Here is a 23299-nt window from a genome sequence, read left to right as displayed (position 1 = left end):
CTCAGTCGGCTCAAAGTCCCGTCCAGCGTAGTGGTCCCTGCAGCACCACCGCCGGGGTCAGCCCTGGGTTTCGCCGATCTTCTCGGCGCCGAACGCCTCGCGCAGCAGGTCCATGGCCTGTTGCTCGCTGTTCTGGCGTGCGCTCTTCTCGTCGATGACCTCGTCCAGCGGCTCGTCGCCCGGGTCGAACCCGTCGAACGGCTTGGCCGAGTCGTCGAACTCCGGGTCGAAGGGTGCTTCCTCGGTCGGTGAGCCGTCGGACCAGGCGGTCTTCGGGGCGCCCTGGCGACTGGCACCGGCGGCCGCGGCGGCACGGGCGGCGGCCAGGCCCGGGCTCGCCGTGGGGCGGGCGTCCGGTGTGGCCGCGGCGGGGGCGGCGTTGGGGCGCGATGCCTGGTCGGCCGGGCGGGCCTGGGTCGCCGGGCGGGTCTGGGTCGCCGGGCGGTTGGCTGCGGACGGCTGAGAAGTGGCGCCGGTGGCCGCGCTGCCCGCAGTGGGACCCGCGGCGGCGGCTCGGGCGGCGGCCAGGCCGCTCGAGCGGGAAGGCGGTGCGGGCTGCTGGGGGGCGGCCGCCGCGGGGGTTGCCGGGGCGGTGGTTGGCCTTGGTGGGTCGGGTGGCGGGGGTTGAGTGGGTACGCCGCCAAGGCGGGCCGGCACCGGCCACGCCTCGTCAGCCGGTGGGGCGGGGGCGGGCGCCGCGCCGCCACCGGGGCGAGCGGTCTCGGGCCAGCCGTCGTCGTCGGCGTCCGTGGTGGAAGGGGTCGCGCTCGGCTGGGCCGTGGGGGTGGCCGGGCGGGCCGGCTCGGGCCAGTCGTCGTCGGACGTAGACGCGGAGCTGGCCGCTCCCGGCTGCTCGCCGGCTGGGGCACTGCTCGCGGCGCGAACGTCTGGCGTGTTCGGCTGGGCGCCGTCATGAGTTGGGCGTGCCGACGAAGCGCCGTCATGGGATTGGCGTGCCGAACGGGCGTCGGCAGGGGTGTTGGCAGCCTGCGGTTGCGCGCCGGCACGGGTGACGGACGCCTCCGCATGGAGGCTGCCATCGGCGCCGACCGGCCGTGGGTGAGCGCCGACCGGGGCGCCGGGCGCCTGGGGCGAGGCGCTGCCGGTGGTGGCGGGTTGCTCCGGCCGGGTGGCGGCGGGCTGCGGGGTGGCGGGGCGGGCCGGGTCAGGCCAGTCGTCGCTGTCGTCCGAGGACGGTTGCGGTGAGCGCCTCGGTGGGGACTCGCGTTGGCGGGTCGGCTGGGCGGACTGCTCGCGTGGGGCGGGGCCGTTGCGGGACGGACCGGTCTGGGGCGGGCCCTGCTGCGGCGGGCCCTGCTGGGCCGGGCCGCGGTTGGGGTTGCCGCCGGGCTGGGGGATGGCGCCGGCCTCGCCGGCCACCTCGCAGCGGATCTGCCAGCGGCCGCCCAACGCCTCGTAGAGGGCGTCGGCCAGCAGCTGAGGCTGGTCGGCGACCATCTTGGCGTGGGCCGGGAAGCGGAACGTCAGGACCACCGTCTGGCCCTCGAGATCGCGGACGGTGGCGCCGGAGGCCAAGGCGGCCAGCTTCTTGCTCTGGCGGCTGACCGTGGTGATGATCTCGGGCCACACCTCGCGGACCGCCGCGGCGGTCAACTGGCCGGGGGCGCCGGAGGAGACCGGCTCCACGCCGTCGTCGGGCGCGTCGGGGAGGATCGCGCCGGGGTCGGGACGGTTCGGCGGCTGAGCGCCGCCCGAGGTACGCGCGGCCTGCGGCGGCACCGGGCGCGAGGCAGGCGTGGGCTCATCGTCGTAGGGCGGGGGTTCCTCCGGCCACTCGTCCTCGTCGTAGGCGGCGGTGGCCGGGCGCGCGGGAGGCGCCGACGTCGGCCGCGGGGAAGCCGACGCAGGCGCAGCGGAAGCCACGGCCCCGGTCGAAGCACGAGCGGCCAAAGCAGGCGCGGCCGACGAGACCGCGGGTGTCGCAGATGCCGCGGAGGGATCAGCAAGCGCCGACGGCGAGGCGGGCCCCCCGGACGCCACCGAGGAACCCGTCGGCTCGGGCTCGCTGACCGGCGCGACGGCCCCGGAGGGCGGCGCGGGAGAGACCGGAGCGGCCGGCTCGGGAAACGCAGGGCCGGCCGCGGGCGGAGCTGACACGGCCGCGGGAGAAACAGAGGCGGCGGCCGGCGTGGGCTCGGGAGAGGCGGGGCGTTGGCCTGCGGCGAGGCCGCCGGCGGGGGCGCGGCGGGCCGCGGCGGCCGCGGCGGCTCGGGCGGCGGAGATGCCACCGCTCGAGCCCGGGGCGACGGCCTGGACACCGCCACCGGCACTGGCGTCGGGGAGCGACGAAGTCGTGTCGTCCGGGCGTACCTCGGAACTGAGCGTCAGCCGCCGCTCCATGCGCTCCAGGCGTTGGAGCAGCGCGCCGTGGGAGTCGTCGGCGCCGGGGAGCAGCATGCGGGCGGTGATCAGCTCGAGGAGCAGCCGGGGCGCGGTCGTGCCGCGCATCTCGACCAGTCCGTTGTGCACGATGTCGGCGCTGCGGGAGAGCTGAGCCGGGCCGAGCCGGGTGGCCTGGGCGCCCATCGCCTCGAGCTGGTCGGCCGGGCCGTCGATGAGGCCCTTGGTGATGGCGTCGGGGACCTGCTGCAGGATGATCAGGTCGCGAAAGCGTTCGAGCAGGTCGGACGCGAAGCGGCGCGGGTCGTGGCCGGCCTCGGCGACCCGGTCGATGGTGGCGTAGGCCGCCGCGCCGTCGCCCGCGGCCAGCGCGTCGCACATCTCGTCGATCAGCGCGACGTCGGTCACGCCGAGCAGGGCGACCGCGCGCGGGTAGCTGACGCCCTCGGGGCCGGCGCCGGCGATGAGCTGGTCGAGCACGGAGAGCGAGTCACGCGCGCTGCCGCCGCCGGCCCGGACGACCAGGGGCAGGACCGCCGGGTCGACATGGACGCCCTCGGCCTCGGTGAGTTGCTGAAGGTACGGCCGGAGCACGGCCGGCGGGATCAGCCGGAACGGGTAGTGATGGGTCCGCGACCGGATCGTGCCGAGCACCTTCTCGGGCTCGGTCGTGGCGAAGATGAACTTGACGTATTCCGGTGGCTCTTCGACCAGCTTGAGCAACGCGTTGAAGCCGGCCGACGAGACCATGTGGGCCTCGTCGATGACGTAGATCTTGTAGCGGCTGCTGGCCGGCGCGAAGAACGCCTTCTCGCGCAACTCACGGGCGTCGTCCACACCACCGTGGCTGGCCGCGTCGATCTCGATGACGTCGATCGACCCGGTGCCGTCGTTCATCAGCGACCGGCAGGACGCGCACACCCCGCACGGTTCGGGGGTGGGACCCTGCTCACAGTTCAGCGACCGGGCCAGGATGCGCGCGCTGGAGGTCTTGCCGCAGCCGCGGGGCCCGGAGAAGAGATAGGCGTGATGGAGCCGCCCGCTGCGCAGCGCCTGCGACAGCGGCTCGGTGACATGCTCCTGACCGATGACCTCGGCGAAGGTCCGCGGACGGTACTTGCGGTAGAGCGCGAGTGCCACGCCTGCCCCTTCCTCGACGACCGCGCCATTGTCCGCCGAGGGTGTGACAGAAACAAACGTGCCCGGGTGGCGACACGAAAGGACCCCCCGTGCACCCGCCAGAGCTCGCTTATCCTTGCTGCCTTCCGGCCCTGGGGAGGTTCACAAGATGACGCCGCACGAGGGGCTGCCAGCCAGCTTACCCAACGCCGACACGCACCCGCGCAGCCCTCCCACGAAACCGGGCTGCGACGGTCTGTATCCTGGCGTACGGAGGATTCGCCTAGTGGCCTAGGGCGCACGCTTGGAAAGCGTGTTGGGTTTACACCCTCACGAGTTCGAATCTCGTATCCTCCGCCAGCCTGAGCAGGCAAAACGCTAGGGTCGACCCCTCATGGGATCGACCCTTCTGCGTTAGTGGTCTCAATTTTGGTCTCAGTTGGCCGTCAGGCGGCCTCTGAGCCGCTGTCCTGCTCCCCCGGCGGGTCCGTCGACGCGCGCTCGGCTGGCTTCCAGATGAGTCCACCGACCCGCTTGGCTATGTCTGCCCGGATCGGGTCGGTCAGGTGCTGATAGCGGGCGGCCATGCTCGTGGTGGCCCAGCCCATGACGCCCATCGTGGCGCGCTCGTGGACCTGGAGGATGAGGAGCACGGTCGCGGCAGTGTGCCGGGCGTCGTGAAGGCGGCCGTCACGGAGTCCGGCATCGCGGAGAATCTGCTTCCAATCGTGGTAGTCCGTGTTCGGGTTCAGGGGACGACCGATCGGGGTCGCGAAGACCCATTCCCCCTCTTCCCATAGTTGAGCTGCCGTCTTGCGCTCGGCCTCCTGCTCGACTCTGTGCAGTTCCAGCAGCTCGGCGATCTCGGGAGGTAGTCCGATGCTGCGTCGGCCAGCCCGAGACTTTGTGTCGTTCGTGTCGGCCCGAGTCCTCTTCCGGTTGGGGCAATAACCCGCCTTGCGCCCGCACGGCTGCTGCGCGCATCCGTGCGCGTATTTGGGACGTAGCCGGCCACGACGCACGCGGAGCGAGAAGTTACTCAGGTCGACGTCTTCCCACTTGAGTCCGAGTACCTCTCCTTGACGCATGCCGAGCGCCAAGGCCATGGCCCACCGCGCCCGATTACGGCGCTCGGAAACACTGGTCAACAGTCGTTGAATCTCATCCACGCTGTACGGCTCGATTTCCTTGTCGGTCAAGGTCGGCGATTTCGCAAGGGTGGCCGGGTTACGCCCGATGTGACCACGGCGCATCGCCTCGTTGAGTGCCGTTCGAATCGTCCGGTGTGCTTGGTGCGCGGTTGCCGGTGCACTGCCGTTCTTCTGCATCTTCTGCGTCAGCTTCTCGATGTGCTCGGGTTGCAGCCGCTCCAGGCGGTGCGCACCGAGGCCGGGAATCAGGTGCACGTTGACGGCGACGCGGTACCCATCATGAGTGTTCTCGCGCACGTTCGGCGGGACGGCGATGTTGTCCAGCCAGTACGTCAGCCACTTGGCCACTGTCCAAGTCTGACCCGCCTTGCGCACTGTCCCGGCGTCGCGCTCCCGTTCCAGGGCACGCACCTTCCGCGTGACGATCGCCTCCGACTTGCCCCGCACGTGACGGCGGTCCGAGGTGCCATCGTCCTTGATGCCGACCGTTACTCGGCCGTGCCACGAACCGTCAGTTCCCTGGTAGATGCTGGATGCTCCGTTTGGCTTGCGAGGCATTGTCGTTTCCTTCGATCAGGCGGCAGTGGGGAAATCTGCGGGCTGGTCCAGCAAGTGCGATAGATATTCGGCGATACAACTGGCGGGAATGCGGCGAGATCGACCGATGGTGACCGAACGGATCTGTCCACTCATCACGAGTTCGTACATGGCGGTCCGGCCAATCTTGAGGTGCCGGGCAGCCTCGGCGACGGTGTAAACGAAGTCCATGCTCTGCGTTTCCACTTCGGCTTCCCCATTCCGATACGAGCGATGTTGCTGGGAGCGGTTTCTCATCGGCGCGGTGAGCGCCATTCGTCGCCGTGGAGCGATCCGGTGTGCCGGCCGAAGGTCGCCATGGGGAGGCGGGCTCCTGCCGGAAGCGGGCCTGACACAACTGACAGAACTGACAGAACCTCGGTCGCGGTGGGGTTGTGTCAGTTGTGTCAGTTCTGTCAGGGCCTTCACGCGGACCGCCGCGCGGTGATGGAGTGCACGGTCGCAGCGGGTCGGTGGACGTCGGGGTGCACGAGGTAGCTCGGCGAGGGCGGCCGGCCCCCGGCCCGTTTGGGTGCGGGCGGGTCGAGCTGGCGCAGGTAGCCGTGGGCTTCCAGGACGGCGAGCACGGGGTCGAGGTCAGCCATCGTCTTGAGCTGGCTGGACTGCACAGCTCGGAACAGCTCCCGTTTGGTGAACGCCGTTGTAGTGGTGCGTTCGATCCAGGCGAGCACGTGCCGGGCGTTGCGAGTGCTCTGATCGGCTCCCATGTCGTCGAACGCGGCCAGGGCGTGCGCGGCGTAGTAGTCGCCGATCATCGCCGCCCGTTCGACCGTGTGGGCATCGACTGGGTGTCCCCACCCGTCGCGCAGGTGCTCGGCGAGGTGGATCAGCCCGGCGATCCGGACCACGGCCCCGGTGTACTTCGATCCCCAGTCCACGACATGCGCCCACGCCCCGCCCGGAGCGAGCCTCGGCTCTACCGCGCGTTCAATGTCCAGCACGCGCGTGTTGGCGTCCGGGGTGAGGACCAGCACGGCCGGATCGGTCCACTCGGCGAGGGTGAGGACCAGGGCGTGCAGCTTCGCCAGGTAGTCGGCGGCGACCGGGGAAGGGATCGGGTCGGCTCCGATCTTGCGGCGGCCGACGGTGTTCTCCGGCAGGGCGAACAGGATTCGGGCGAGCAGGCCCAGGCCGCGGAAGCCGGGCATGTTCGCGATGTCGCGCAGGATCTCCGGCTGCACGGCCAAACCCATGGTGAGCGCGGGTTTGTCGACGTGCTCGGTATCGCGGGACTGGCGGCCAACCCGGAGCATGTCCCCGGCGTGGCCTTTCAGGAACACTTCGAGGTTCGGGGTGCCGGAGTACCGGCCCGCGATGGTGGCGAAGATCCCGCCTTCCGGGGAGAGCACGGCCAGCCGGCCACCTTGCGCGGCGAGCCATGAGGTGGCGGTCTCGCTGGTCACGTCGTCAGCAATCAGGACGGGCTTGACCGGCACCGTGATGGCTTCGGCGTTCATCGCGGCGGCCGTCGCCTCGGCGATCAACGTGTCCCGCCCGGACGGGTCAGCGTTCGCGGCTGCGAGAGCGGCTTTCTCGGCCGTCTTACCGGCGACCTTCGACGCCAGTTCGGCTTCGATGATGGCTGGTGCGCTTCGCTCGATCAGGCTCTTTTCGGCGGCCAGGATCGGCGCGACCATCGCGGCGAACACGGCCGACTTGCGGGAGCCGGGCGGTAGGACGACGACGGTGTAGAGGTTGGTGGGTTCGCGCCACGAGCCGCGTACCTCCACCTCGGCGCGGCCACCGGCGGCGGTGGACAGGCACGCCAGGGCGATACTCCCGGCAAGGTCGACCGGGGTTTGGGTGAACTCGGCCACCGCGAACACCTGCTCGGCGAGCCAGCCGGGTAGCAGCTCGGCGGGGAACGGCGGCAGGTGCCGGCCACGGCCGAGCGGGATCAGCGGCGTCCAGCCGCCGGGGGTGTCTGCGTTGTCGAGCAGGGCGCGGCCGGTCGCGACCACCTCGGCCGGGTCGGCGCCGGAGGTGGCGAGGTCGGCGAGCTGGGTGCCGAGGTTGGCGACCTTGCGGCGCTTGGCGTGCCCGGCCACGATGCCCGCGTAGTGCCCGGCGTTCGCGGCCGAGGGCACCTCGGCGGTCAGCGTGTGCAGGTACGGGGCACCGCCAAACCTGCCTAGGTCGCCAGCCTCGGCAAGGTGCGCGGTGACGGTGATCGGATCGGTGGGCGTACCGGCGGCGTGCATGGCGCACATCGACTCCCACAGAACCGCGTGCGCCGGACGCCAGAAATCGCTCGGGGCGAGAGTGGCCGCCAGATCGGCCATCAGGTCGGGGGCGAGTAGGGCGGCACCGATGACGGCCTGCTCGGCGGCCAGGTCAAACGCGGCAACGTGGGTCACGTGGCCTCCTTCTTGGGTCTCGGGAGTAGGGCGATCAGCGTCGTGCGGTGCCGAGGGCGAGCCGTTCAGTCCGGGACCGCAGCGCGCCAGGTCGGACGGCGACCGTGTCGAGCAGGTGTCGCATCAGGCGTAGGGCTGCGGCGAGTTGCCATCGAGCGGCGTTTTCGTTGCTGTGCAACGGGATCCGGGCGCGGATCTCGGCGTACTCGGTATCTCCGGCGCGGACGCGTGTGATAACGGCCCGCCCGCCGAGGGCGGCGGCGATGAGGTCGGCGGAGCGGTGCTCGTTGATGCCGCAGCGGTGATCGCGGGCGCACCAGTCGGTGTGTGGGGTGCCGGTGCGGTGGAATCGGCGCACGGTCCGGGCGGCCATCAGCGGGTGCCCTTGTCGTGCAGCTCCCGCAGGCTGTTGATGATCCGGCGGCCGACCCGCAGGCGGCGGCCGTCGCCGCCGCAGCGGCGACACAGCCCGAACGCGCGGCCGAACGGTGAGCGGCGCTTGCCGCTGCCCTTGCAGCGGCGGCAGACTCCGAACGGCCAGAGCCAACATCCCAGCGCGTAACCGAGCGTGATCAGCAGGAGAGCGAGTGCGAGTAGGCCGGTGAGGGTGGTTTCGGGGGTTGCGGTCGCGGCGAGGGCAGGCACGGAAAGCCTCCTGGGACGATTTCTGGGTGTGAAGGGCTGGCGGCGCGACCCGCGACCGGTCAAAGAGTGTGCTGACCAGGCCGGTCGCGGGTCGGGTCGCGGTAACGCGACCGGTCGCGGGTGGACCGCGACCGTCAGGCGGCTTTGCGGCGGCTGATCGCGGTGTCGATGTCGTCGGCCTTGGCTCCCTTGAGGGCCTTACCGGCACGCTTGACGTCTACGCTGCGTACACCGAACGATCGGACCTGAGCCGAGACCGACTCGGCCGTGACGTCGGCGTAGTGCTCAGCGAGCCGGTCGGCGAGACGGGCCGCGATGTCCTCCCACTGCAACCCGCGCTCGGACGCTTCGAACATCGACCGGACGTCGGCGAGCACGTCGCGGGACTCCCGGACGATGTCCTCACCGGCGGCCATGCCGGCCAGGGTTCCGGCGGCCTCGCGCAGCTTGCGGGCGGCGATGAGGATCTTCTCGGCGTCCTCTTGGTCGGCGAGGTAGGTCCGCACGGTCGGGGTGTGGTCGGACGCGCCGCGCAGGATTCCGACGCCCTTGTAGGTGGGCAGCAGGGTCGAGCTGTCGTGGCCTTCGGAGTACGCGCCGGAGCCCATCACCAGGTCGGATACCTGCCACGAGCCGGTGCGCAGGGCGAAGCGGACCTGGTGGTTGTCGCGGTAGGAGATGAACTGCTGGGCGACCTGTCCCGTCCCGACACCGGACGGGCGCTGGGTGGCGTCGACAAAGATGATCCCGGCGGCCGGCGCGACCTTGACCAGGTAGACCAGCAGACCGGCGATCTCCTTGGACACCTCGCCGAGGTCGAAGTACTCCTGGAACTCGTCCAGGACGACCATCCGCACCGGCATCCGGTACTTCGGATCACGGGCAATCTCCCGAGTGAGCTTGCCCTCGGGGCACACGTCGACCGGCAGTGCCGACAGCCGCTCGTAACGGTCCTGCACGTCGGCCTTGATCTCCCGCAGCGCCTCCAACACGATCTCGGCCGGGTCGCCGTCACGGGTCATCGCCAGCCCGAACGAGCACCGGTCGGCCACGAGGGCGAACTTGCGCCAGTCCGGCTTGCCGCCACCGTCCAGGACGGTGAGCTTCACGTACGGGTCAAGCGCGGCGTAGAGAGCGAGTGTGCGGGCGGCGAACGTCTTGCCCTGCCTCGGCTGCGCGCCGATCAGCATCGACGTCCACATCAGGGCGATGGACACCTTGTTACCGCGCTCGTCCAGCCCGAACGGGGCGGCCTGCCAGATGTCGGTGGCCTTGCCGCGCAGCAGCGGCGTACGCCCGGCGCCCTGGGCGAGCGGGTCGCGGTCGGCGACCCACAACGTGTGCCGACGGTGCGAGCTGGGATCGCGGGTGATGAACACCTGCGACACCGCGACGTCCAGGCCGGAGGCGACGGCACCGCGGGCTTTGACCGCGTCGTCGAACGTCTTGCCGTACGGCAGATCGATCGACACCTGAGAGCCGGTGCCGGACGCGTCGCGGGCCATGGTCGAGCCGAAGCTCACTTGCTGGTGCGGCTTGTCCGGGTGACCGAGACCAGCGGCGTAGTAGGCGCGCAGGATGATGTCCGGGTTGACCCGGCGGAACCGGCCCGCGACGGTCGCGGGGGTGATGATGCGCCGGTCTTCCGGGCGGCCGATGTGGGCCAGAAAGAAGACCACGGCAGCGAGGCAGAGACCGAGAGCCCAGGTGGGCGCGGTCGCGTACAGGATCGGCCCGCCGATCGCTGCGGTCAGCAGCTCGGCGAGCAGGACCAGGGCGCGCCACATGCGGGTGGCCTTGACCTCACGGTGCAACTTGAGCCACATCTGCGGGTCGTTGGCGTCAGCGGCAGCCTGCCGGAGCCCGTACTGCTCGGTGACCCACCACCACTTGAGCTGGCGGCCGGCCAGCCGGAACACTCCGACGACGGCCCAGAAGGTGGCGAGGGTGGCGTACCAAGGCGAACGCAACGCGTGGAAGCCGGCGCGGTAGGCGGTCAGTTCGGCGGCCTGCACGAGGCTGTGCCGGATGTTCGGCCATGTCGACCAGTTGGCCGGCACGATCGGGCGTCGCCCGGACGGCCCGACCGGCGGAGCGTCGACAGGCATCCCGCCACGAGTCGCGGTCTCGTCCAGGGCCACCTCGAAGTGCGTGCTCGACTCGGCGGCCGTGCGGCGGGTCCGCTCGGCGTCCAGGTTCACCACGTTGGCGTCAGTCACGTCGGCCTCGGCGGCGTTCCAGTCGAAGTTTTCGGGGTTCGGGTTGGGGGTGTTCACGGTGTCGGTCCTCCGGTCTCAGGCGGCGATCACGAGGGCGGCGACGAACAGGAACCGTTGGTTGGGATCAGGCGGCGGCGAGAGCAGGCGTTTCCGCAGGAACCGGGGCGGATGGTGACGCCACGGTGGCGGCAGGAGCAGGTAGGTATCGGCGCGCGGTGCTCTCGCTGACTCCGGCCTTGGCGGCGATCTGCGCGACCGGTGCGCCGGGCATCTTGGCGGCAACCTTGGCGACTTTTTCGGCCGACGCCGGACGCGGGGTGACACGCTTGGCGGGCGTCTTCTCGGCTGCGTTCACCGGCGCAGCAACCGGTTTCGGGACGGGTGACACGGCCGACGCAACCGAGGTAGCGAGCGCGGCGGCGGGTCGGGCGGTGGCCAGCAGCGCGGCCGACGCCATGACCATCAGGCCATCGACAGCGAGCGGACCGAGGTGCGCGGTGAGCACGTCCTCGCCGTAGAACCGGAGCAGACCGGAACCGTGCTTGTACGACACGATCGCGGCGACCAGGGCGACGGGCAGCAGGCCGAGAAAGCGCAAAGCCATCCAGCGGCGCCCAGTCGGCCATGGGACACGAGCAAGGATCTCGGTGGCGACGAACAGGGCTACCGGCCAGAACACCGAGCCGATCACCGCCCCGGTCTGCGGCGTCCAGTCGGCCGAACCGTAGATGGGCGGGACGTAGGAGTGAGCGACGTTTGCGGCGATCGAGACCGAGCCACCAAGAGCGGCACCGATGTAGGCCCAGCCACGGCCCGACACGTACGGCTTGCGCATCACGCCACCGCCTTGAAGTCGATGGGACGCGCGGCCAGTTCGGCGGCGATGCGGGTAACGCGGGCCTCGGCCCGGCGCAGTCGCCGCCAGTCCAGCGGCGACGGTCCTCCGTTGGCGGTCAACATGCGGATCTCGGCGTCAACCAGATCAATGCCGGCTTCGATGAGCGGCATCTCGCGCTCGATCTCGGCGAGGTCGTCCGGTGTGGGGCCGTCCTGGGTGAACAGATGGGTCTGCACGCAAAGCTCCCCTGCATCAACGGTTCAACTGGCTTGAGCCAGCTGACTGGCTTGAGCCAGTTTGGAGCGCAAGGTGATCTCTGTCAAGAGCTGGCTTGAGCCAGTTGCGATACGCTGGGCGAGAGGGACCTATCCCCAGACAAGGACAGGCAGAGCCCATGAAGCAGGAGCCCGAATCCGACAAGCGACTTCCGAGCCGCCGCATAGCCGATGACCTGCGCGCCAGCATCGAACGCGGCGACCTGGCCAGCGGCGCGAAGCTGCCCTCCGAGCGCGACCTTGCTGCGCAGTACGGCACGGCGCGCAACACCGCCCGTGAGGCGATCAGCATTTTGCAAGGTGAGGGCCTGGTCGTCGCCCAGCACGGACGCGGCGTCTTCGTGCGCCCGCAACAGCCGCTCATGCGCCTGGGCTCGAACCGCTACTCACGGCGTCTACGCGGCGAGACCGGCCTGTCGCCGTTCCGCATCGAGGTCACCAAGCAAGGCCGTACGCCGAAGACCGAATGCCGCTCCGTGACCAAGGAGCAGGCTCCCGAAGATGTGGCCGAGCGCCTCGGTCTCGACTCCGATAACGCCACGGTCGTACGTCGCGAGAACTGGTATTTCGCCGACGACGAACCCGTGCAGGTCGGCGTCACCTACATCCCCGTCGAGGTGGCCGGCGACTCGCCGCTCGCCTCGGCGAAGACGCTCGGCAAGGGCAGCATCTACGCCCGCTTCGAAGAACTCGGCTACACCATCGCCCGCATCCGGGAGGAGATCTCCGCGCGGATGCCCAACCCGGACGAGATGGCAGGCCTCGGCATGCCGCCCGGCGTACCCGTCATCGAGGTCCTGCACACTGGCTTCGACGAGCAGCGCCGGCCTTTCGAGGTCACCAGGTTCGTCATGCGCGGCGACCTCAACGGCCTGGACTATGACATGCCCGTCGAAGACTGACGAGAGGCACCTGATGAGCCGCAGCAGCCTGGCCAGGCTCGCCCTACTCGCCCTGCTCTGGGGGTCCGGATTCCTCTGGATCAAGCTCGCCTTACGCGGCTTTACCCCGACGCAGATCGTGCTCGTCAGGCTCACCCTCGGCGCGTTGGTTCTCGCCCCGATCGCGCTCGCGCGCGGCATGCGTTTCCCGACCGGCCGCATGACGTGGGTGCACCTGTTCGTCGCGGCGCTGGTCGCTAACGCGATCCCCTACACGCTCTTCGGCATCGGCGAACGCACCGTCGGGTCGAACGTCGCGGGTGTCATCAACGCCACTACCCCGCTCTGGACGGTGCTCGTGGCGTTCCTCGCGGGTACCGACCGCTCCGTGAGCTGGCGACGCGGGATCGGCCTCGCGCTCGGATTCGCGGGCACGGTGCTCATCTTCACCCCGTGGGAGTCCGCCAATGAGATCGCCAGTTGGGGAGGCGTGGCGATCCTGGCGGCGTCGGCCAGCTACGGAGTTTCGTACGTCTACATGGGCAAATTCCTTACCAACAAAGGAATCCCGCCCATCATGCTGTCCGCATCGCAACTCGCGGCCGGCGCAGTTCTGATGCTGTTCGCCCTACCGTTTGGCGGCCTGGTCGCACCGCATTGGCGTCTCGACGCGGTCGGAAGCCTGATCATCCTCGGCATCTTCGGAACCGGCCTCGCCTACGTCCTCAACTACCGGCTGATCGGCGACGAGGGGCCGACTGTCGCGTCCACCACGACATACCTGCTGCCGCTCGTCGCCGTTGGTCTCGGTGCCTTGGTCGTCAACGAGAGGGTGACTCTGCCGATGATCGCGGGAATGATCGTCGTCCTCGGCGGCGTCGCCCTGGTCCAACGCCGGACCAGCCGAGCGCCCACCGAGGCACCCAGCCACACCGAAACCGACACCTCGACCCGCCCAGGGAAGTAACCCGATGGTCAAGGTGGACCCCCGGTTTCCGCACCTCTTGAAGGATCTTCGCCATGATCGCGGCCTGTCGCTGCGGGAGCTGGCAACGCGCATGCACTACTCCCATACCTACCTGTGGGACATCGAGATCGGCCGGAAGCAACCCAGTTCGGAGTTCGCCGACGCGGTCGACACGGCGCTGTCCGCCAACGGCATGCTCGCGGAGCTGGTGACCGAAGATGTCGAAGACGAGCCCGGCGACAGAACCCCACTCACCGCGGCGATGCAGGTACTCGATGCCAACCGGGCGCAGATCGCCGACTTCGCCCGGCAGAGCTGGTCCGCACCTGGCGACATTCAGGCCCGCGCCGAGGCAACCCAATGGACCCAGTTCGCCAGGTGGCTGTACGACACCTTCGTCAGCAATCGTCCGGCGCTACGGCGACTCGGAGCGCAGCGGTACTCCCGCCGGATGCGTGAAGACACTGGGGCGTCGCCTTTCCGGATGGAAGTCAGCCGCCAAGGCCGAACTCCCCACGCCGAATGCCGCTCCGTCACCCAGCAGCCGGCACCGCCTGACGTCGCCGGCAGGCTGTTGATCGACCCGCACACCATGGTCGTCTGCCGCGAAAATCGGTACTACGCCGACGACGAGCCCGTCCAGAACGGCACCACGTACATTCCGATCAGCGTCGCTGGCAGCGACTCGCACGTCGCGACCAAAGCACTCGGACGCGGCTCTCTCTACTCCCGCTTCGAAGAACTGGGCTACGACATCGCCCGCATCCGAGAGCAAGTCACAACCCGCCTGCCGACGCCGGCCGAGTCCGCAAGCTTGAAGATCCCGCCAGGCGTGCCAGTGCTGGAAATCCTGCACACCAGCTACGACAACCACGGCCGACCATTCGAAGTCACACGCTTCACGATCCGAGCCGACCTCACTGTCCTCGATTACGAAATGACTGTGGACGATTAGCCCGTCGTCCGCCACTGCTCAGCCGACAGTCCAAAACCGCCTGACATGCCTCGGGTCGGAGACGATTGACGAACCGTAATCGATGCGCCAAGGCGAGTTAGGGTCGACGCTAATGATGCGAAACGCGCTCATAATGCAGCTCATTGCACTGCCCGAGGACACACCCATCGGCGTGCAAATCGGCGACCAACACCTCGACGCCGTAAGCCTGACACCGTGGGGCGACGAAGGCTTCGTGGACCTCCAATGCCACTCGTCCGACCTGCTCGATGTCCTGCTGGAGTGGAACCTTCCAGCTCAACAGCGGGAACAGATCGTCGCCGCCGCCAACAACGCAAGCCCACCCGAGCAGCGTTCAGTGATGGCCGAACTACTCACAGCCCTGGAGAAGAGGAACCTGCAAACTGAGCCGGGCCGATGGCTCCTGCCCGGCACTCCGCCTTGAAGATTCGAATGCTGTACACCCGCGACTCTTCGCCTAGGCGTGCTGAGCAGACAGGGCCTGCCTGGCAAGGTCGGTCAGCCGAAGGGTGCTCGACCTTCCCCCAGCCGGACTCCGTCTGCTCCGTGGAGGTTGGACGGAGGTCAACGAGGAAGCGGGTAGATAGTCGCTCGCGCGGGCAAACTTGTGGTGGTGAAATGAGGGCATGCCCAAAGACTCTCGAAGTCCTGAGGAAGTGTTCCGACTCTTCATCGAGCAAACCGAGAAGATGAAGAAGCGTCGCATATTCGCACACGGGATCCCTCGAATTGCATACAAGACTAATTTAGGCGGACGTCGGCACTTCTTCGAACTTTCCGCGCCGGACGAAGAGGATTACCGCTCTTTCCTCATGGATCTCCGACCCTTTTTACTTAATGACGAGTCGGTTCACTTCGAATCCGTCCACAATCTCCTGTACCAGAGATTATCCGACGAGAACCTAAAGAATATTTGCCAAAACAACCGCAAGCAGTGGAGCCTCGTCAAGCGAGGCGTTGAGGTTTTCAACATTAACGGGGTGACCTACGCCGCAATCGATTTCTTCTTCGCGGTGGCGTATGGAGAGATGTTCCACCTGGATGAGGACAAAAGAAGGTGGCTTGCGGGAATGCCCCAATCCGTTCGGGACTGGGCGCGCTTCAACGTCTATTCGGTTGGGCTCAACGCGGCGATGGTAATCGGTCCTCAAGCCAACCTGATTCGGAGAGCCCTAGATATCGACGCAGTTAACTTGAGCGAGAGTCAGGGCCGGAATTGAACTGTAGTCCGTGCCGCTTCGTTCGCCGGCTCCGTCTCGCAGAACGCTCAAGGCTATGAGTCCTTTCGCTTCGGCCTTGAGCGGCTCCTTAACTGGGGCCGCTCGCGTCGGCCAGACCAAGGCCCGGCCTGCCGGCCCGCTGCCGGACGGTGCGGTAGACGTGTCCCCTGCGCAGCGGACGGTGCGAAGGGCAATATGTTCTTGCGAGAACCAACGATCGGCCTGACAAGCCTCCGGAGGGTCTTCAATCTCTGGAATGGGTCGCAAGCAGCCCGGCACAACGCGCGGGCTAGAAGTGTGGGCGTTCAGGTACCCACCCCAGAGTTAGGCCGCGTTCATCAGCGTTGGTCACACCGATGCCTGCAATGACGGGTAGGACGCTGGTACCGAACGGCCTTTCGGCAAAGGGATTTTCCAACCTAATGAAGCGGGCATCCTCTGGATCCCACGGTGACCACGGCAGGAGCCCGTACACGTCGGAAACGCGAGTGTTCTTTCCTCTAGCGAACTTTCGTGACGGCGAAAAGAAGCCATCGAGCCCGAGGTTCGGCGTGACGGAACCGTCGCCGATGTTGACGATTACTCGCTCACTCCCGTAGAGCGCACCTTCAACGTCATCGACGGAGCAAAACGGGTCGTGGACTCCAACGGTAATCGCGAAGGGTGCCCCTCGCAAGTCGTAGCGCCCACCCGCCTTTTTGTCCAGAGCTCTCCGAAGCCGCCCTTGAGAGTTGCCGAAGCCACCGATTATTCCACCGACTCCGACAATCCGGTCGGTGGCTGCCGGAGGTTTCGTTGCACGCCTAGGGATGAATGTGAAATTCAGAGTTACAGCGCGATCTTGGTAAGTGGCATGAGGAGCTTCGGCGAGACGTGTACCGACGGTCTCAGGCGCTGGAAGGGATGCTATCTGTTGTCGAGTCCAAGTCACGATGGAGTTGGTGGAGGGGCTATTGCTCCAGTTCACTATCTCGAACCGCAGAAACCAGGACTGAAGTTGGATGTTGTCGTTGAGCGCGCGAGTGATGATGTGCTCACGTCTTTGCTCGGCTGCCCAATCTGAGCGCATGAACAATGAGAACACTTCGACCGATCCAACAAGAACCCCGTCGCCGTACAGTCGGAAATCCGGCCCAACGTTGTCTTCCTCGTAGGTGACGAGGAAACGCGTGGAAAGCCGATCGTATATGAACAGTTCGTCAATGGCACCAGAGTGCTCTTCGTCTACCTGACTCCGTAGTCGTGCTCGGAAGTGACCGTCCGGGTCATTAAACTTTTCATACCAGTCATTGATCTGCTGGCGCCCGCGCTGCGCCTCTGGGTGGCTGCACTCCAAATACCAATTAACTTGTGGCTCTCCGGCTGCGAGCCAGTTGAGCCGTTCATGAGCCGGCTCGGGAAACACTAGGTTCGAGGTCACAGAAGGTGACTTTACGAGGCCAGCGCTGTCCTTGACCATGCCTCGCCGCCGGCTATGGCGTCGGCAAGAAGGTTGATGGGTCTGCTGCCCGTACAGCACAGAGGTACAGCACTTGACTGACGGCCGCTGCCTAGCTCGGCCTAGAAGCTTCTGACTTGCGGCTATGGATTGTTGATCTAACGCCGGGAATCGATCAGTCACGGAAGGTGGGACGAAAGCCGTATGGACGGAACGTCCTCCAACCAGGCCTGGAAGTGCGCTGCGGTTGAAGACGTGTACCGCTGCTGCCCACATGCGGCCGAACGCGCTGCGGGTTTCGAGAGTCTGCGCTGCTCGCAGTCCCCGCAAAACGGGCGAAAAGGCTGAGGCCCACGCCATGACAGCCGCAGCGCGCAGTGCACGGTCTTGAAGGCCGGTGCTGGTTTCTGCACAGATTGAAGGGAGGCCGCTCGTGCCGGCCGGACCAGGGCTTGGCCTGCCGCCAGCCGCCGACGTCTCAGGACCTCGTCCACGACACCGCGAAAAAGATCGCCGGACGGCGTGAGATGGCATGGCATCTTCGGACTTCCGGTCGATTACGCGGACTGGATGATTAGTCAGCCCGAGTGGCGTTTCCGAAACTCCACGATCTTGCCCGACGGTGGTTGGCCACTTGGAAAAATTTGGTTCGCCGAGTCTTTGGTGAGAGGCGTTGGAGCGATTGACCTCAGCACAGTCGGGTGAATAGCGAGCTTCTCTGCACCCCGCATGTATGGTCGGTCGCCGAATCTCCGGCTTAAGAGAGTCCAAACCAGCTTGGGTTCCTCGTGTCCGACCGTGACTGGCTCTATCTTCCGCCAGCCCTTTGCTGATAGCTGAACAAACAGTGACTTCTTTCTTGTCTCGCCTACCGCCCCAAGCGCGCTGCCTCTCATGATGATGGCCTGCATGGAGACGCCCCATGTCGACTTCAGGCGAGCATAATCCGTCAATGACAAAGAATCGGAAAGCTCTGCCTCGGCGCGGCTCAGTGGAATTAAGAGGGCTGTCGCGAATCGGTTGGCTTCGGCCTCGGCTTGAGGCAGAGGAAGCCGTGGACGGAACGTATGCAGCACAACATGGCCCAACTCGTGCGCCAACGTGAACCGATCGCGGTCGCCCTGATATCCGGGGAAGTATCCAATTAGGGCTGTAGCACCCTTGCCTGCCCAGTATGAGACGCCAAAGTGTCCAACCGCTGTGTGCTCTTCGCCGTCTGCATCTGGCAGGACCATCGGCGCAACGGCAATGCCTGCTCTTTCGAGAGCACGCGTCAGATGCGGGATAGGCTTATCGGGAGCAAGCCTGAGCGCCTCACGAGCTTCTGATGCGAATTGCTCTACGGCCTCATCTTTTAATGGATCGTCACCGGTAGCGAACGGCAGCGATGGAGTAGGATAGTTCTCAAGCTCTATGAGATCTTCAGTTACCCGATAGCTCTCGCCGTAAATGGCATGAACTCGCCGAGTCGTACTCTTCCTCGCCGCAGAATTCTTTCTAAAGCGGAGGCTATCGAGTGGAACGGATGATGGTCGGACGCTAAAGAAGGTAAGCGGTGTCCCAGTAGCCTCTGCGATCTGGGCAAGCTTGTCGGCGGCGGCGTCTCTTGTGGATGTCTCGACGTCTGAGATCCACGGCTGGCTCACACCCGACACTTCGGCCAGCTGTATCTGCGTCAGGCCGAGAATGTCACGCAAAGTCTTCAGTCGCTCACCCGGCGCTGCCGCCAGCATTGCCTGCTCCGCCTTCCGTCTCTTCTTCGTTTGGGATGTCGAGTTCCATCTCTTCATCCGATGGCTCGAAGCTTAGGGCAGCAAGATCCTCAGCGGTCTCTGGAAGCACGAAGTCGATGTCAGTTTGTGCATGGTCGCCCCACTTCCAGTTTCCGACAGGGCGGACGACCCTGAAGGCCGGCACGCTCGTCTTCGGGTCGATGCGCCAGATGAAGAGCAGTCTGTCGTCGGCGGGGCCGAAGAGCCTGGTTTGGGGATCCATCTCGAAAAGTGGCTGGTTGCGGTAGTACGCCTGCCTGGCGAGGGTGCTGCCAGGCGGAGGCACGTCAGAGTCGCGCACTGCATGAAGGATGCGAACGCTGTATCCGCCATCGGTGAGCCAGAGTTCTCCGTTGCGGGCGTGGTTCCCCGCCAAGCTCCAGGGCGCTGTCCTGGTCGTTCCCAGGCGTAGGTGAGCCATGGCTCGCACCGAATGTGTAACAAACCAGCGGTACTCGGCGTCATCGACCAATTCAGGGAACGCCTTACGACGCCTCTGATCGGCCCAGGTGAAGACATCATGCAAGGGCTCGCAGAGGGGGAGCAGTGCTTCCCGGATGCGTTCGACGTCCTCGTTAGCCATGGCCTGGATATTATCAGGCAGAAAGTTAACGGCCTGCACGTTTGGTCTGCGGCGCGCCAAGTGTTCGCTCCGGCGGGCCAACGAGGCCGTGCCGCCGGCGCACAACTCTTCGGGGCCCAGACCCGTGCGGCAGTTTTCGGCAGCGCCGTCCTGCGTGGCGCGCCCGATCTGCCGATACACCCGTCGCGGTCTCAGTTGTGGTCTCATTCGCCGTCGATCGGGGCCGTTCACCGGTGTCCAGGCGGAGCGGTAGCCGCAGGTCATGGACGGTGCTGATCTTCGCCAGACGATGGTCCACAGACTTGGAAAGCGTGTTGAGTTTACACCCTCACGAGTTCGAATCTCGTATCCTCCGCCACTGAGCAGCACTGACTCAGCGAGCAGTTCAGACGCTGAAGGCCGGGCCCGATCGGGTCCGGCCTTCGTCGTGTTTGGCGCCGCCCCTAATGGGATAAACTGGACATATGCGTCGAATGATTGCGGCAACGGCAGGTATCACCCTGGTTTCTGTTCTGGGGGCGGCGGCTCCGGCCCAGGCCTCCACCCACCGGCCGTGCAAGGTCGTCAAGCACTCCAGCACGAGTGGGGTGGTGGAGACGGCCGGCGGCAAGGCGAAGCTGGTCGCCGACGGTGTTCAGCTCACCACGCAGCCGGGCGAGGTCAATGACAAGGTCTCGTGGAAGACCTCGTTCTCGCCGGTTCTCGCCTCCTCGGTGCAGGAGGTCACGTACGAGACGGTGAAGCTCGACAAGAAGGGCGTGGGTGTCAACGACGCCGCGCTCCCGGCCTACCACCTCTACGTGCGCACGCCCAAGGGCGACGGCGTCCTGATCTACGAGCCCTACTACTACCTGATGGACATCGGCGGCGGTAACCCGCAGCGCCAGCTCCGCACCGAGTGGAACGTGCTCGACGGCAAGCTGTGGACGTCGTCGGCCAACACGATCGAGGGCATCGACAAGACCGCGGGCGGCCCGGCGACGCTGACCTTCGCCGAGGTGGTCACGAAGAACCCGAAGATGACGGTCACCGGAATCGGATTCGGCCTGGGCACCTACAACGAGGGCACCGTCTCCATCCTGGACGAGCAGCGGTTCGCCACGAAGGCCTCGTGCGCCGAGCATCAGTGGTCGACCGGCTTCAAGAACAACATCTGGTGGCCCTGGTCCTGGTAGGACCGCCAGAATGTCCTCGTGAAGAAACGTTGGGTCATTCCGGGCGTCGTCGTCCTGCTCGCTGCCGGTCTCTACGCCGGCAACCGGTCGGGCGGCGGCGCCGGCCACCCTCGGTTGCTGGCCCACCGTGGCATCGCGCAGACCTTCCCGCTGGCCGGCGTCGGCAACGACACCTGCACGGCGACCCGGATCGACCCGCCGGACCACGCGTTCATCGAGAACACCCTGCCGTCGATGCGGGCGGCGTTCGCGGCCGGCGCCGACATGCTCGAGTTCGACCTGCAGGTGTCGCGGGACGGCGCGCTGGTCGTCTTCCACGACTCGACGCTCGAGTGCCGGACCGACGGCACCGGCGCGATCAAGGACCATTCGCTGGCCGAGCTGCGCAAGCTTGATCTGGGGTACGGCTACACGGCCGACCATGGCGCCACGTTCCCGTTACGCGGCAAGGGCGTCGGATTGCTGGTCACGGTTCCGGAGGTGCTCGCCGCCTTCCCGGACCGCGAGCTGCTGATCGATCTGAAGAACGACGACGCCACCGAGGGCGCGCGCCTGGCCGACCTGCTGCGGGGCGAGAAACCAGAGCGCCTCAAGACCATCTCCGTGTACGGCGGGGACGCGCCGGTCGCCGCCGTGTCCGAACGACTGCCGCAGGTACGCGCCGCGTCCAAGAAGACGATGAAGAGCTGCCTGATCGCGTACGAAGGAATCGGCTGGACCGGCCACGTGCCCGACGCCTGCCGCCACACCGAGTTGCACCTGCCGCAACGCTACGGCCGGTTCCTCTGGGGCTGGCCGAACCGGTTCGTCGAGCGGATGCGCGCCGCCGACACCCGGGTGATCCTGGTCGCCGGCGACGGGCCGTGGTCCGAGGGCTGGGACCGTCCCGAGGACCTGAAGGATGTTCCGGACGGCTGGTCAGGCTGGTTGTGGAGCAACCGGGTCGACCTCATCGACGTCGCTCAGTAGGAAGATCCTGGGGATCGGCGAGGGCAGCAACCACAGGCAGGCGAGCACCCCGCCGGCCGCGGCGATGAGCAACGCGGGGCGTACGCCGACGGCCGAACCGAGCAGGCCACCGATGACCGCGCCGAGCGGGCGGATGCCGTAGTTGATCGTGCCGAAGACGCCGACCATCCGGCCGCGCATCTCGTCGGCGGTGACCGCGGCCTGCACCGCGTTCAGGTTGATGTCGAAGATCATCACGCCGAACCCGGACAGCGCCTCGGCCGCCGCCAGCAGCGCGAACGTCGACCAGCCGGACCCGTGGGCCAGGGCCAGGACGGCGATCGGGGCCGGGAAGAGGATGGCGCCGGCCACCACGCCGCGGCCCACCCCGTACCGCCGGGAGAGCCGCGGGGCCACGACGGCGCCGAGCAGACCACCGAGCGAGCCGAGGCCGAAGGCGAGGCCGATCTGACCGGCGGAGAGCCCCAGGTCACGGCTGGCGAAGAGGACGAGCAGGGCCTGCGCGATGAAGGTGAAGAAGTTGATCGTGGTCACGCAGGCCAGGGCCGACCTCAGGTACGGGTGCCGGCGCACGTAGGCGAGCCCGTCCCGCGCTGACGACGAGGCGGCCGGCACCGACGGCTCGACCCGGATCCGGCTGATGAACAGCGCCGAGACCAGGAACGACAGTGCGTCGGCGAGCATCGCCACCGGGGCCGTGAGCACCTGGATGAGGACGCCGCCGATCGCCGGGCCGGCCACGAAGGACGCGGACCGGCTGGTGCTGAGCTTGCTGTTGGCGTCGACGTACCGCTCGCGGTCGACCAGCTTGACGAAGAACGACGGGCCGGCCGCCTGGAACAGCACCTGGCCGAAGCCGGCCAGCAACGCCACCACGAACAGCTGCGCCAGCGTGACCACGCCGAACCAGTAGGCGAACGGGAGGCTGAGGATGGCGGCGGCGCTGATCACGTCGCCGATGATGAGCAGACGCCGGCGGTGGGCCTGGCCGTCCACCCAGGCGCCGATCAGGATCGACAGCAGGTTGGGCGTCCACACCGCGGCGGTCAGGAGGCCGACCTCGACCGGGGTGGCGGCGAGCGTGGTCACCGCGATCAGCGGCAGGGCGAGCTCGCTGACCCGGTCGCCGAACTCGGAGACGGTCTGGCCGGCCCAGTACTTGCCGAAGCGGCTCACCGGTCCTCCTCCTCGAGCGGCAGGTAGTGCCGGAGGATCCGGACCGGGCGCGCGCCGTCGGGCGGCGTCTCCCGGTGCACGTACGGGGCGAGCAGGGTGTCGATCGCGTCGGCCAGGCCGGCCAGTTCGTCCGCGGTGAGCGCCACACGGGTGTTGGACGGGCCGGCGTGCCGCAGCCACTCCGCCGGCAGGGTCGGGCGTACCTCGGCCATCCAGGCTTCGACCTGGGTGTTCGCGGTGGCGTACATCTGGTCGGCGAGCATTTCGGCGGCCGGGTCGTGGCTGCCCTCGAAGCGGAAGCCCTGGCCCACCGAGACCCACCAGCGTTGCCGGCGGTCGCCCGGCACGTCGGCCGGGTCGGCATCGGTGACCAGGCCGAACTCGGCCAGGTGCCGCAGGTGCCAGCTCACTACGGAGGGTGTGGCCTGCACGTGCGGCGCCAGCACGGTGGCGGTCGCGGGGCCGCTGCGCTGCAGGAAACTCAGGATCGCCAGGCGTACGGGGTGGGCCAGCGCCCGCATCGCCTTCGGATCGGTGAGCGGGACATCGCCCAGGGGATTCGTGAGAGGCATCTTTCGAA

21 protein-coding genes, 1 tRNA gene and 1 other RNA gene are annotated in these 23299 nt (G+C 67.3%); 8 read left to right on the top strand and 15 right to left on the bottom strand.

Annotated features, from left to right (window positions below):
* Positions 1-57: 57 nt before the first annotated feature.
* A complete protein-coding gene (locus AB0O15_RS02455) occupies positions 58-3501 on the bottom strand; it encodes a DNA polymerase III subunit gamma and tau (protein WP_364312974.1) in 3444 nt (1147 codons plus the stop codon).
* Between the two features lie 75 nt (positions 3502-3576).
* Positions 3577-3672: signal recognition particle sRNA small type (gene ffs / locus AB0O15_RS02450), an RNA gene on the bottom strand.
* Positions 3673-3752: 80 nt separating this feature from the next.
* Between ffs and AB0O15_RS02445 the strand changes: the two genes are divergently transcribed.
* Positions 3753-3840 (top strand) — tRNA-Ser (locus AB0O15_RS02445).
* Positions 3841-3926: 86 nt separating this feature from the next.
* Here AB0O15_RS02445 and AB0O15_RS02440 read toward each other — a convergent pair.
* The 8 genes from AB0O15_RS02440 to AB0O15_RS02405 all read right to left on the bottom strand — a co-directional run bounded on the left by AB0O15_RS02440 (position 3927) and on the right by AB0O15_RS02405 (position 11523).
* A complete protein-coding gene (locus tag AB0O15_RS02440; protein WP_364312971.1) occupies positions 3927-5189 on the bottom strand; it encodes a tyrosine-type recombinase/integrase in 1263 nt (420 codons plus the stop codon).
* Between the two features lie 15 nt (positions 5190-5204).
* Positions 5205-5483 carry a helix-turn-helix domain-containing protein gene (locus AB0O15_RS02435; protein ID WP_364312968.1) on the bottom strand — a complete coding sequence of 93 codons (279 nt, stop codon included), beginning with the start codon at positions 5481-5483 and terminating at the stop codon, positions 5205-5207.
* Positions 5484-5632: 149 nt separating this feature from the next.
* Positions 5633-7585: a DUF3987 domain-containing protein gene (locus AB0O15_RS02430; protein ID WP_364312965.1), complete on the bottom strand. Its 1953-nt coding sequence runs from the start codon at positions 7583-7585 to the stop codon at positions 5633-5635.
* 34 nt (positions 7586-7619) lie between these two features.
* Complete coding sequence (locus AB0O15_RS02425; RefSeq protein WP_364312962.1) at positions 7620-7958, bottom strand: hypothetical protein; 339 nt, start codon at positions 7956-7958, stop codon at positions 7620-7622.
* The gene (locus AB0O15_RS02420) at positions 7958-8230 is read right to left on the bottom strand and encodes a hypothetical protein (protein WP_364312960.1); all 273 of its coding nucleotides are present in this window, start codon (positions 8228-8230) and stop codon (positions 7958-7960) included. The genes AB0O15_RS02425 and AB0O15_RS02420 overlap by 1 nt, the downstream gene beginning before the upstream one ends.
* Positions 8231-8364: 134 nt before the next feature.
* Complete coding sequence (locus AB0O15_RS02415; RefSeq protein WP_364312957.1) at positions 8365-10506, bottom strand: cell division protein FtsK; 2142 nt, start codon at positions 10504-10506, stop codon at positions 8365-8367.
* A gap of 67 nt (positions 10507-10573) precedes the next feature.
* A complete protein-coding gene (locus AB0O15_RS02410; RefSeq protein WP_364312954.1) occupies positions 10574-11284 on the bottom strand; it encodes a hypothetical protein in 711 nt (236 codons plus the stop codon).
* Entirely contained in the window at positions 11284-11523 is a 240-nt protein-coding gene (locus tag AB0O15_RS02405; protein ID WP_364312951.1) for a DUF6284 family protein, read from the bottom strand. The genes AB0O15_RS02410 and AB0O15_RS02405 overlap by 1 nt, the downstream gene beginning before the upstream one ends.
* A 158-nt stretch (positions 11524-11681) precedes the next feature.
* Here AB0O15_RS02405 and AB0O15_RS02400 point away from each other — a divergent pair, with 158 nt between their 5' ends.
* The 5 genes from AB0O15_RS02400 to AB0O15_RS02380 all read left to right on the top strand — a co-directional run bounded on the left by AB0O15_RS02400 (position 11682) and on the right by AB0O15_RS02380 (position 15606).
* Entirely contained in the window at positions 11682-12464 is a 783-nt protein-coding gene (locus tag AB0O15_RS02400) for a GntR family transcriptional regulator (RefSeq protein WP_364312948.1), read from the top strand.
* Positions 12465-12477: 13 nt separating this feature from the next.
* Positions 12478-13410, top strand: a complete 933-nt coding sequence (locus AB0O15_RS02395; protein WP_364312945.1) for a DMT family transporter — start codon at positions 12478-12480, stop codon at positions 13408-13410.
* A gap of 4 nt (positions 13411-13414) precedes the next feature.
* On the top strand, positions 13415-14365 hold the full coding sequence (locus tag AB0O15_RS02390) for a UTRA domain-containing protein (protein ID WP_364312942.1): 951 nt from the start codon (positions 13415-13417) through the stop codon (positions 14363-14365).
* Between the two features lie 133 nt (positions 14366-14498).
* A complete protein-coding gene (locus AB0O15_RS02385) occupies positions 14499-14810 on the top strand; it encodes a hypothetical protein (protein ID WP_364312941.1) in 312 nt (103 codons plus the stop codon).
* A gap of 202 nt (positions 14811-15012) precedes the next feature.
* Positions 15013-15606: a hypothetical protein gene (locus AB0O15_RS02380; RefSeq protein ID WP_364312940.1), complete on the top strand. Its 594-nt coding sequence runs from the start codon at positions 15013-15015 to the stop codon at positions 15604-15606.
* A 348-nt stretch (positions 15607-15954) separates the two neighbouring features.
* On the opposite strand, the gene AB0O15_RS02375 is transcribed toward AB0O15_RS02380, so the two are convergent.
* The 3 genes from AB0O15_RS02375 to AB0O15_RS02365 all read right to left on the bottom strand — a co-directional run bounded on the left by AB0O15_RS02375 (position 15955) and on the right by AB0O15_RS02365 (position 19579).
* Positions 15955-16140, bottom strand: coding sequence for a hypothetical protein (locus tag AB0O15_RS02375; RefSeq protein ID WP_364312937.1), 186 nt, complete (start codon positions 16138-16140; stop codon positions 15955-15957).
* A gap of 1482 nt (positions 16141-17622) precedes the next feature.
* Positions 17623-18777 carry an XRE family transcriptional regulator gene (locus tag AB0O15_RS02370; protein ID WP_364312934.1) on the bottom strand — a complete coding sequence of 385 codons (1155 nt, stop codon included), beginning with the start codon at positions 18775-18777 and terminating at the stop codon, positions 17623-17625.
* Positions 18755-19579: a hypothetical protein gene (locus tag AB0O15_RS02365; RefSeq protein WP_364312931.1), complete on the bottom strand. Its 825-nt coding sequence runs from the start codon at positions 19577-19579 to the stop codon at positions 18755-18757. The genes AB0O15_RS02370 and AB0O15_RS02365 overlap by 23 nt, the downstream gene beginning before the upstream one ends.
* Before the next feature lie 284 nt (positions 19580-19863).
* Here AB0O15_RS02365 and AB0O15_RS02360 point away from each other — a divergent pair, with 284 nt between their 5' ends.
* Together AB0O15_RS02360 and AB0O15_RS02355 are read left to right on the top strand one after the other, a co-directional pair.
* Positions 19864-20574, top strand: coding sequence for a hypothetical protein (locus tag AB0O15_RS02360; RefSeq protein ID WP_364312929.1), 711 nt, complete (start codon positions 19864-19866; stop codon positions 20572-20574).
* Between the two features lie 18 nt (positions 20575-20592).
* Positions 20593-21543, top strand: coding sequence for a glycerophosphodiester phosphodiesterase family protein (locus AB0O15_RS02355; RefSeq protein WP_364312926.1), 951 nt, complete (start codon positions 20593-20595; stop codon positions 21541-21543).
* Here the strand turns inward: AB0O15_RS02355 and AB0O15_RS02350 are convergent.
* Positions 21493-22719 (bottom strand): MFS transporter, encoded by a 1227-nt coding sequence (locus AB0O15_RS02350; RefSeq protein ID WP_364312922.1) that lies wholly within the window; start codon positions 22717-22719, stop codon positions 21493-21495. The two genes, AB0O15_RS02355 and AB0O15_RS02350, sit on opposite strands and share 51 nt — an antisense overlap.
* A complete protein-coding gene (locus AB0O15_RS02345) occupies positions 22716-23291 on the bottom strand; it encodes a helix-turn-helix domain-containing protein (RefSeq protein WP_364312919.1) in 576 nt (191 codons plus the stop codon). The genes AB0O15_RS02350 and AB0O15_RS02345 overlap by 4 nt, the downstream gene beginning before the upstream one ends.
* Positions 23292-23299 lie beyond the last annotated feature (8 nt).

The sequence above is a fragment of the Actinoplanes sp. NPDC089786 genome (assembly GCF_040684855.1).
Lineage (GTDB): Bacteria > Actinomycetota > Actinomycetes > Mycobacteriales > Micromonosporaceae > Actinoplanes.
This window is presented reverse-complemented; position numbering and strand designations above follow the sequence as displayed.

Coding starts and splice junctions, on each gene's coding strand:
- AB0O15_RS02440 (WP_364312971.1), bottom strand. CDS start 5,189: ATGCCTCGCAAGCCAAACGGAGCATCCAGCATCTACCAGGGAACTGAC.
- AB0O15_RS02435 (WP_364312968.1), bottom strand. CDS start 5,483: ATGGCGCTCACCGCGCCGATGAGAAACCGCTCCCAGCAACATCGCTCG.
- AB0O15_RS02425 (WP_364312962.1), bottom strand. CDS start 7,958: ATGGCCGCCCGGACCGTGCGCCGATTCCACCGCACCGGCACCCCACAC.
- AB0O15_RS02410 (WP_364312954.1), bottom strand. CDS start 11,284: ATGCGCAAGCCGTACGTGTCGGGCCGTGGCTGGGCCTACATCGGTGCC.
- AB0O15_RS02400 (WP_364312948.1), top strand. CDS start 11,682: ATGAAGCAGGAGCCCGAATCCGACAAGCGACTTCCGAGCCGCCGCATA.
- AB0O15_RS02395 (WP_364312945.1), top strand. CDS start 12,478: ATGAGCCGCAGCAGCCTGGCCAGGCTCGCCCTACTCGCCCTGCTCTGG.
- AB0O15_RS02390 (WP_364312942.1), top strand. CDS start 13,415: ATGGTCAAGGTGGACCCCCGGTTTCCGCACCTCTTGAAGGATCTTCGC.
- AB0O15_RS02385 (WP_364312941.1), top strand. CDS start 14,499: ATGCAGCTCATTGCACTGCCCGAGGACACACCCATCGGCGTGCAAATC.
- AB0O15_RS02380 (WP_364312940.1), top strand. CDS start 15,013: ATGCCCAAAGACTCTCGAAGTCCTGAGGAAGTGTTCCGACTCTTCATC.
- AB0O15_RS02375 (WP_364312937.1), bottom strand. CDS start 16,140: ATGGCTTCTTTTCGCCGTCACGAAAGTTCGCTAGAGGAAAGAACACTC.
- AB0O15_RS02370 (WP_364312934.1), bottom strand. CDS start 18,777: ATGCTGGCGGCAGCGCCGGGTGAGCGACTGAAGACTTTGCGTGACATT.
- AB0O15_RS02360 (WP_364312929.1), top strand. CDS start 19,864: ATGCGTCGAATGATTGCGGCAACGGCAGGTATCACCCTGGTTTCTGTT.
- AB0O15_RS02345 (WP_364312919.1), bottom strand. CDS start 23,291: ATGCCTCTCACGAATCCCCTGGGCGATGTCCCGCTCACCGATCCGAAG.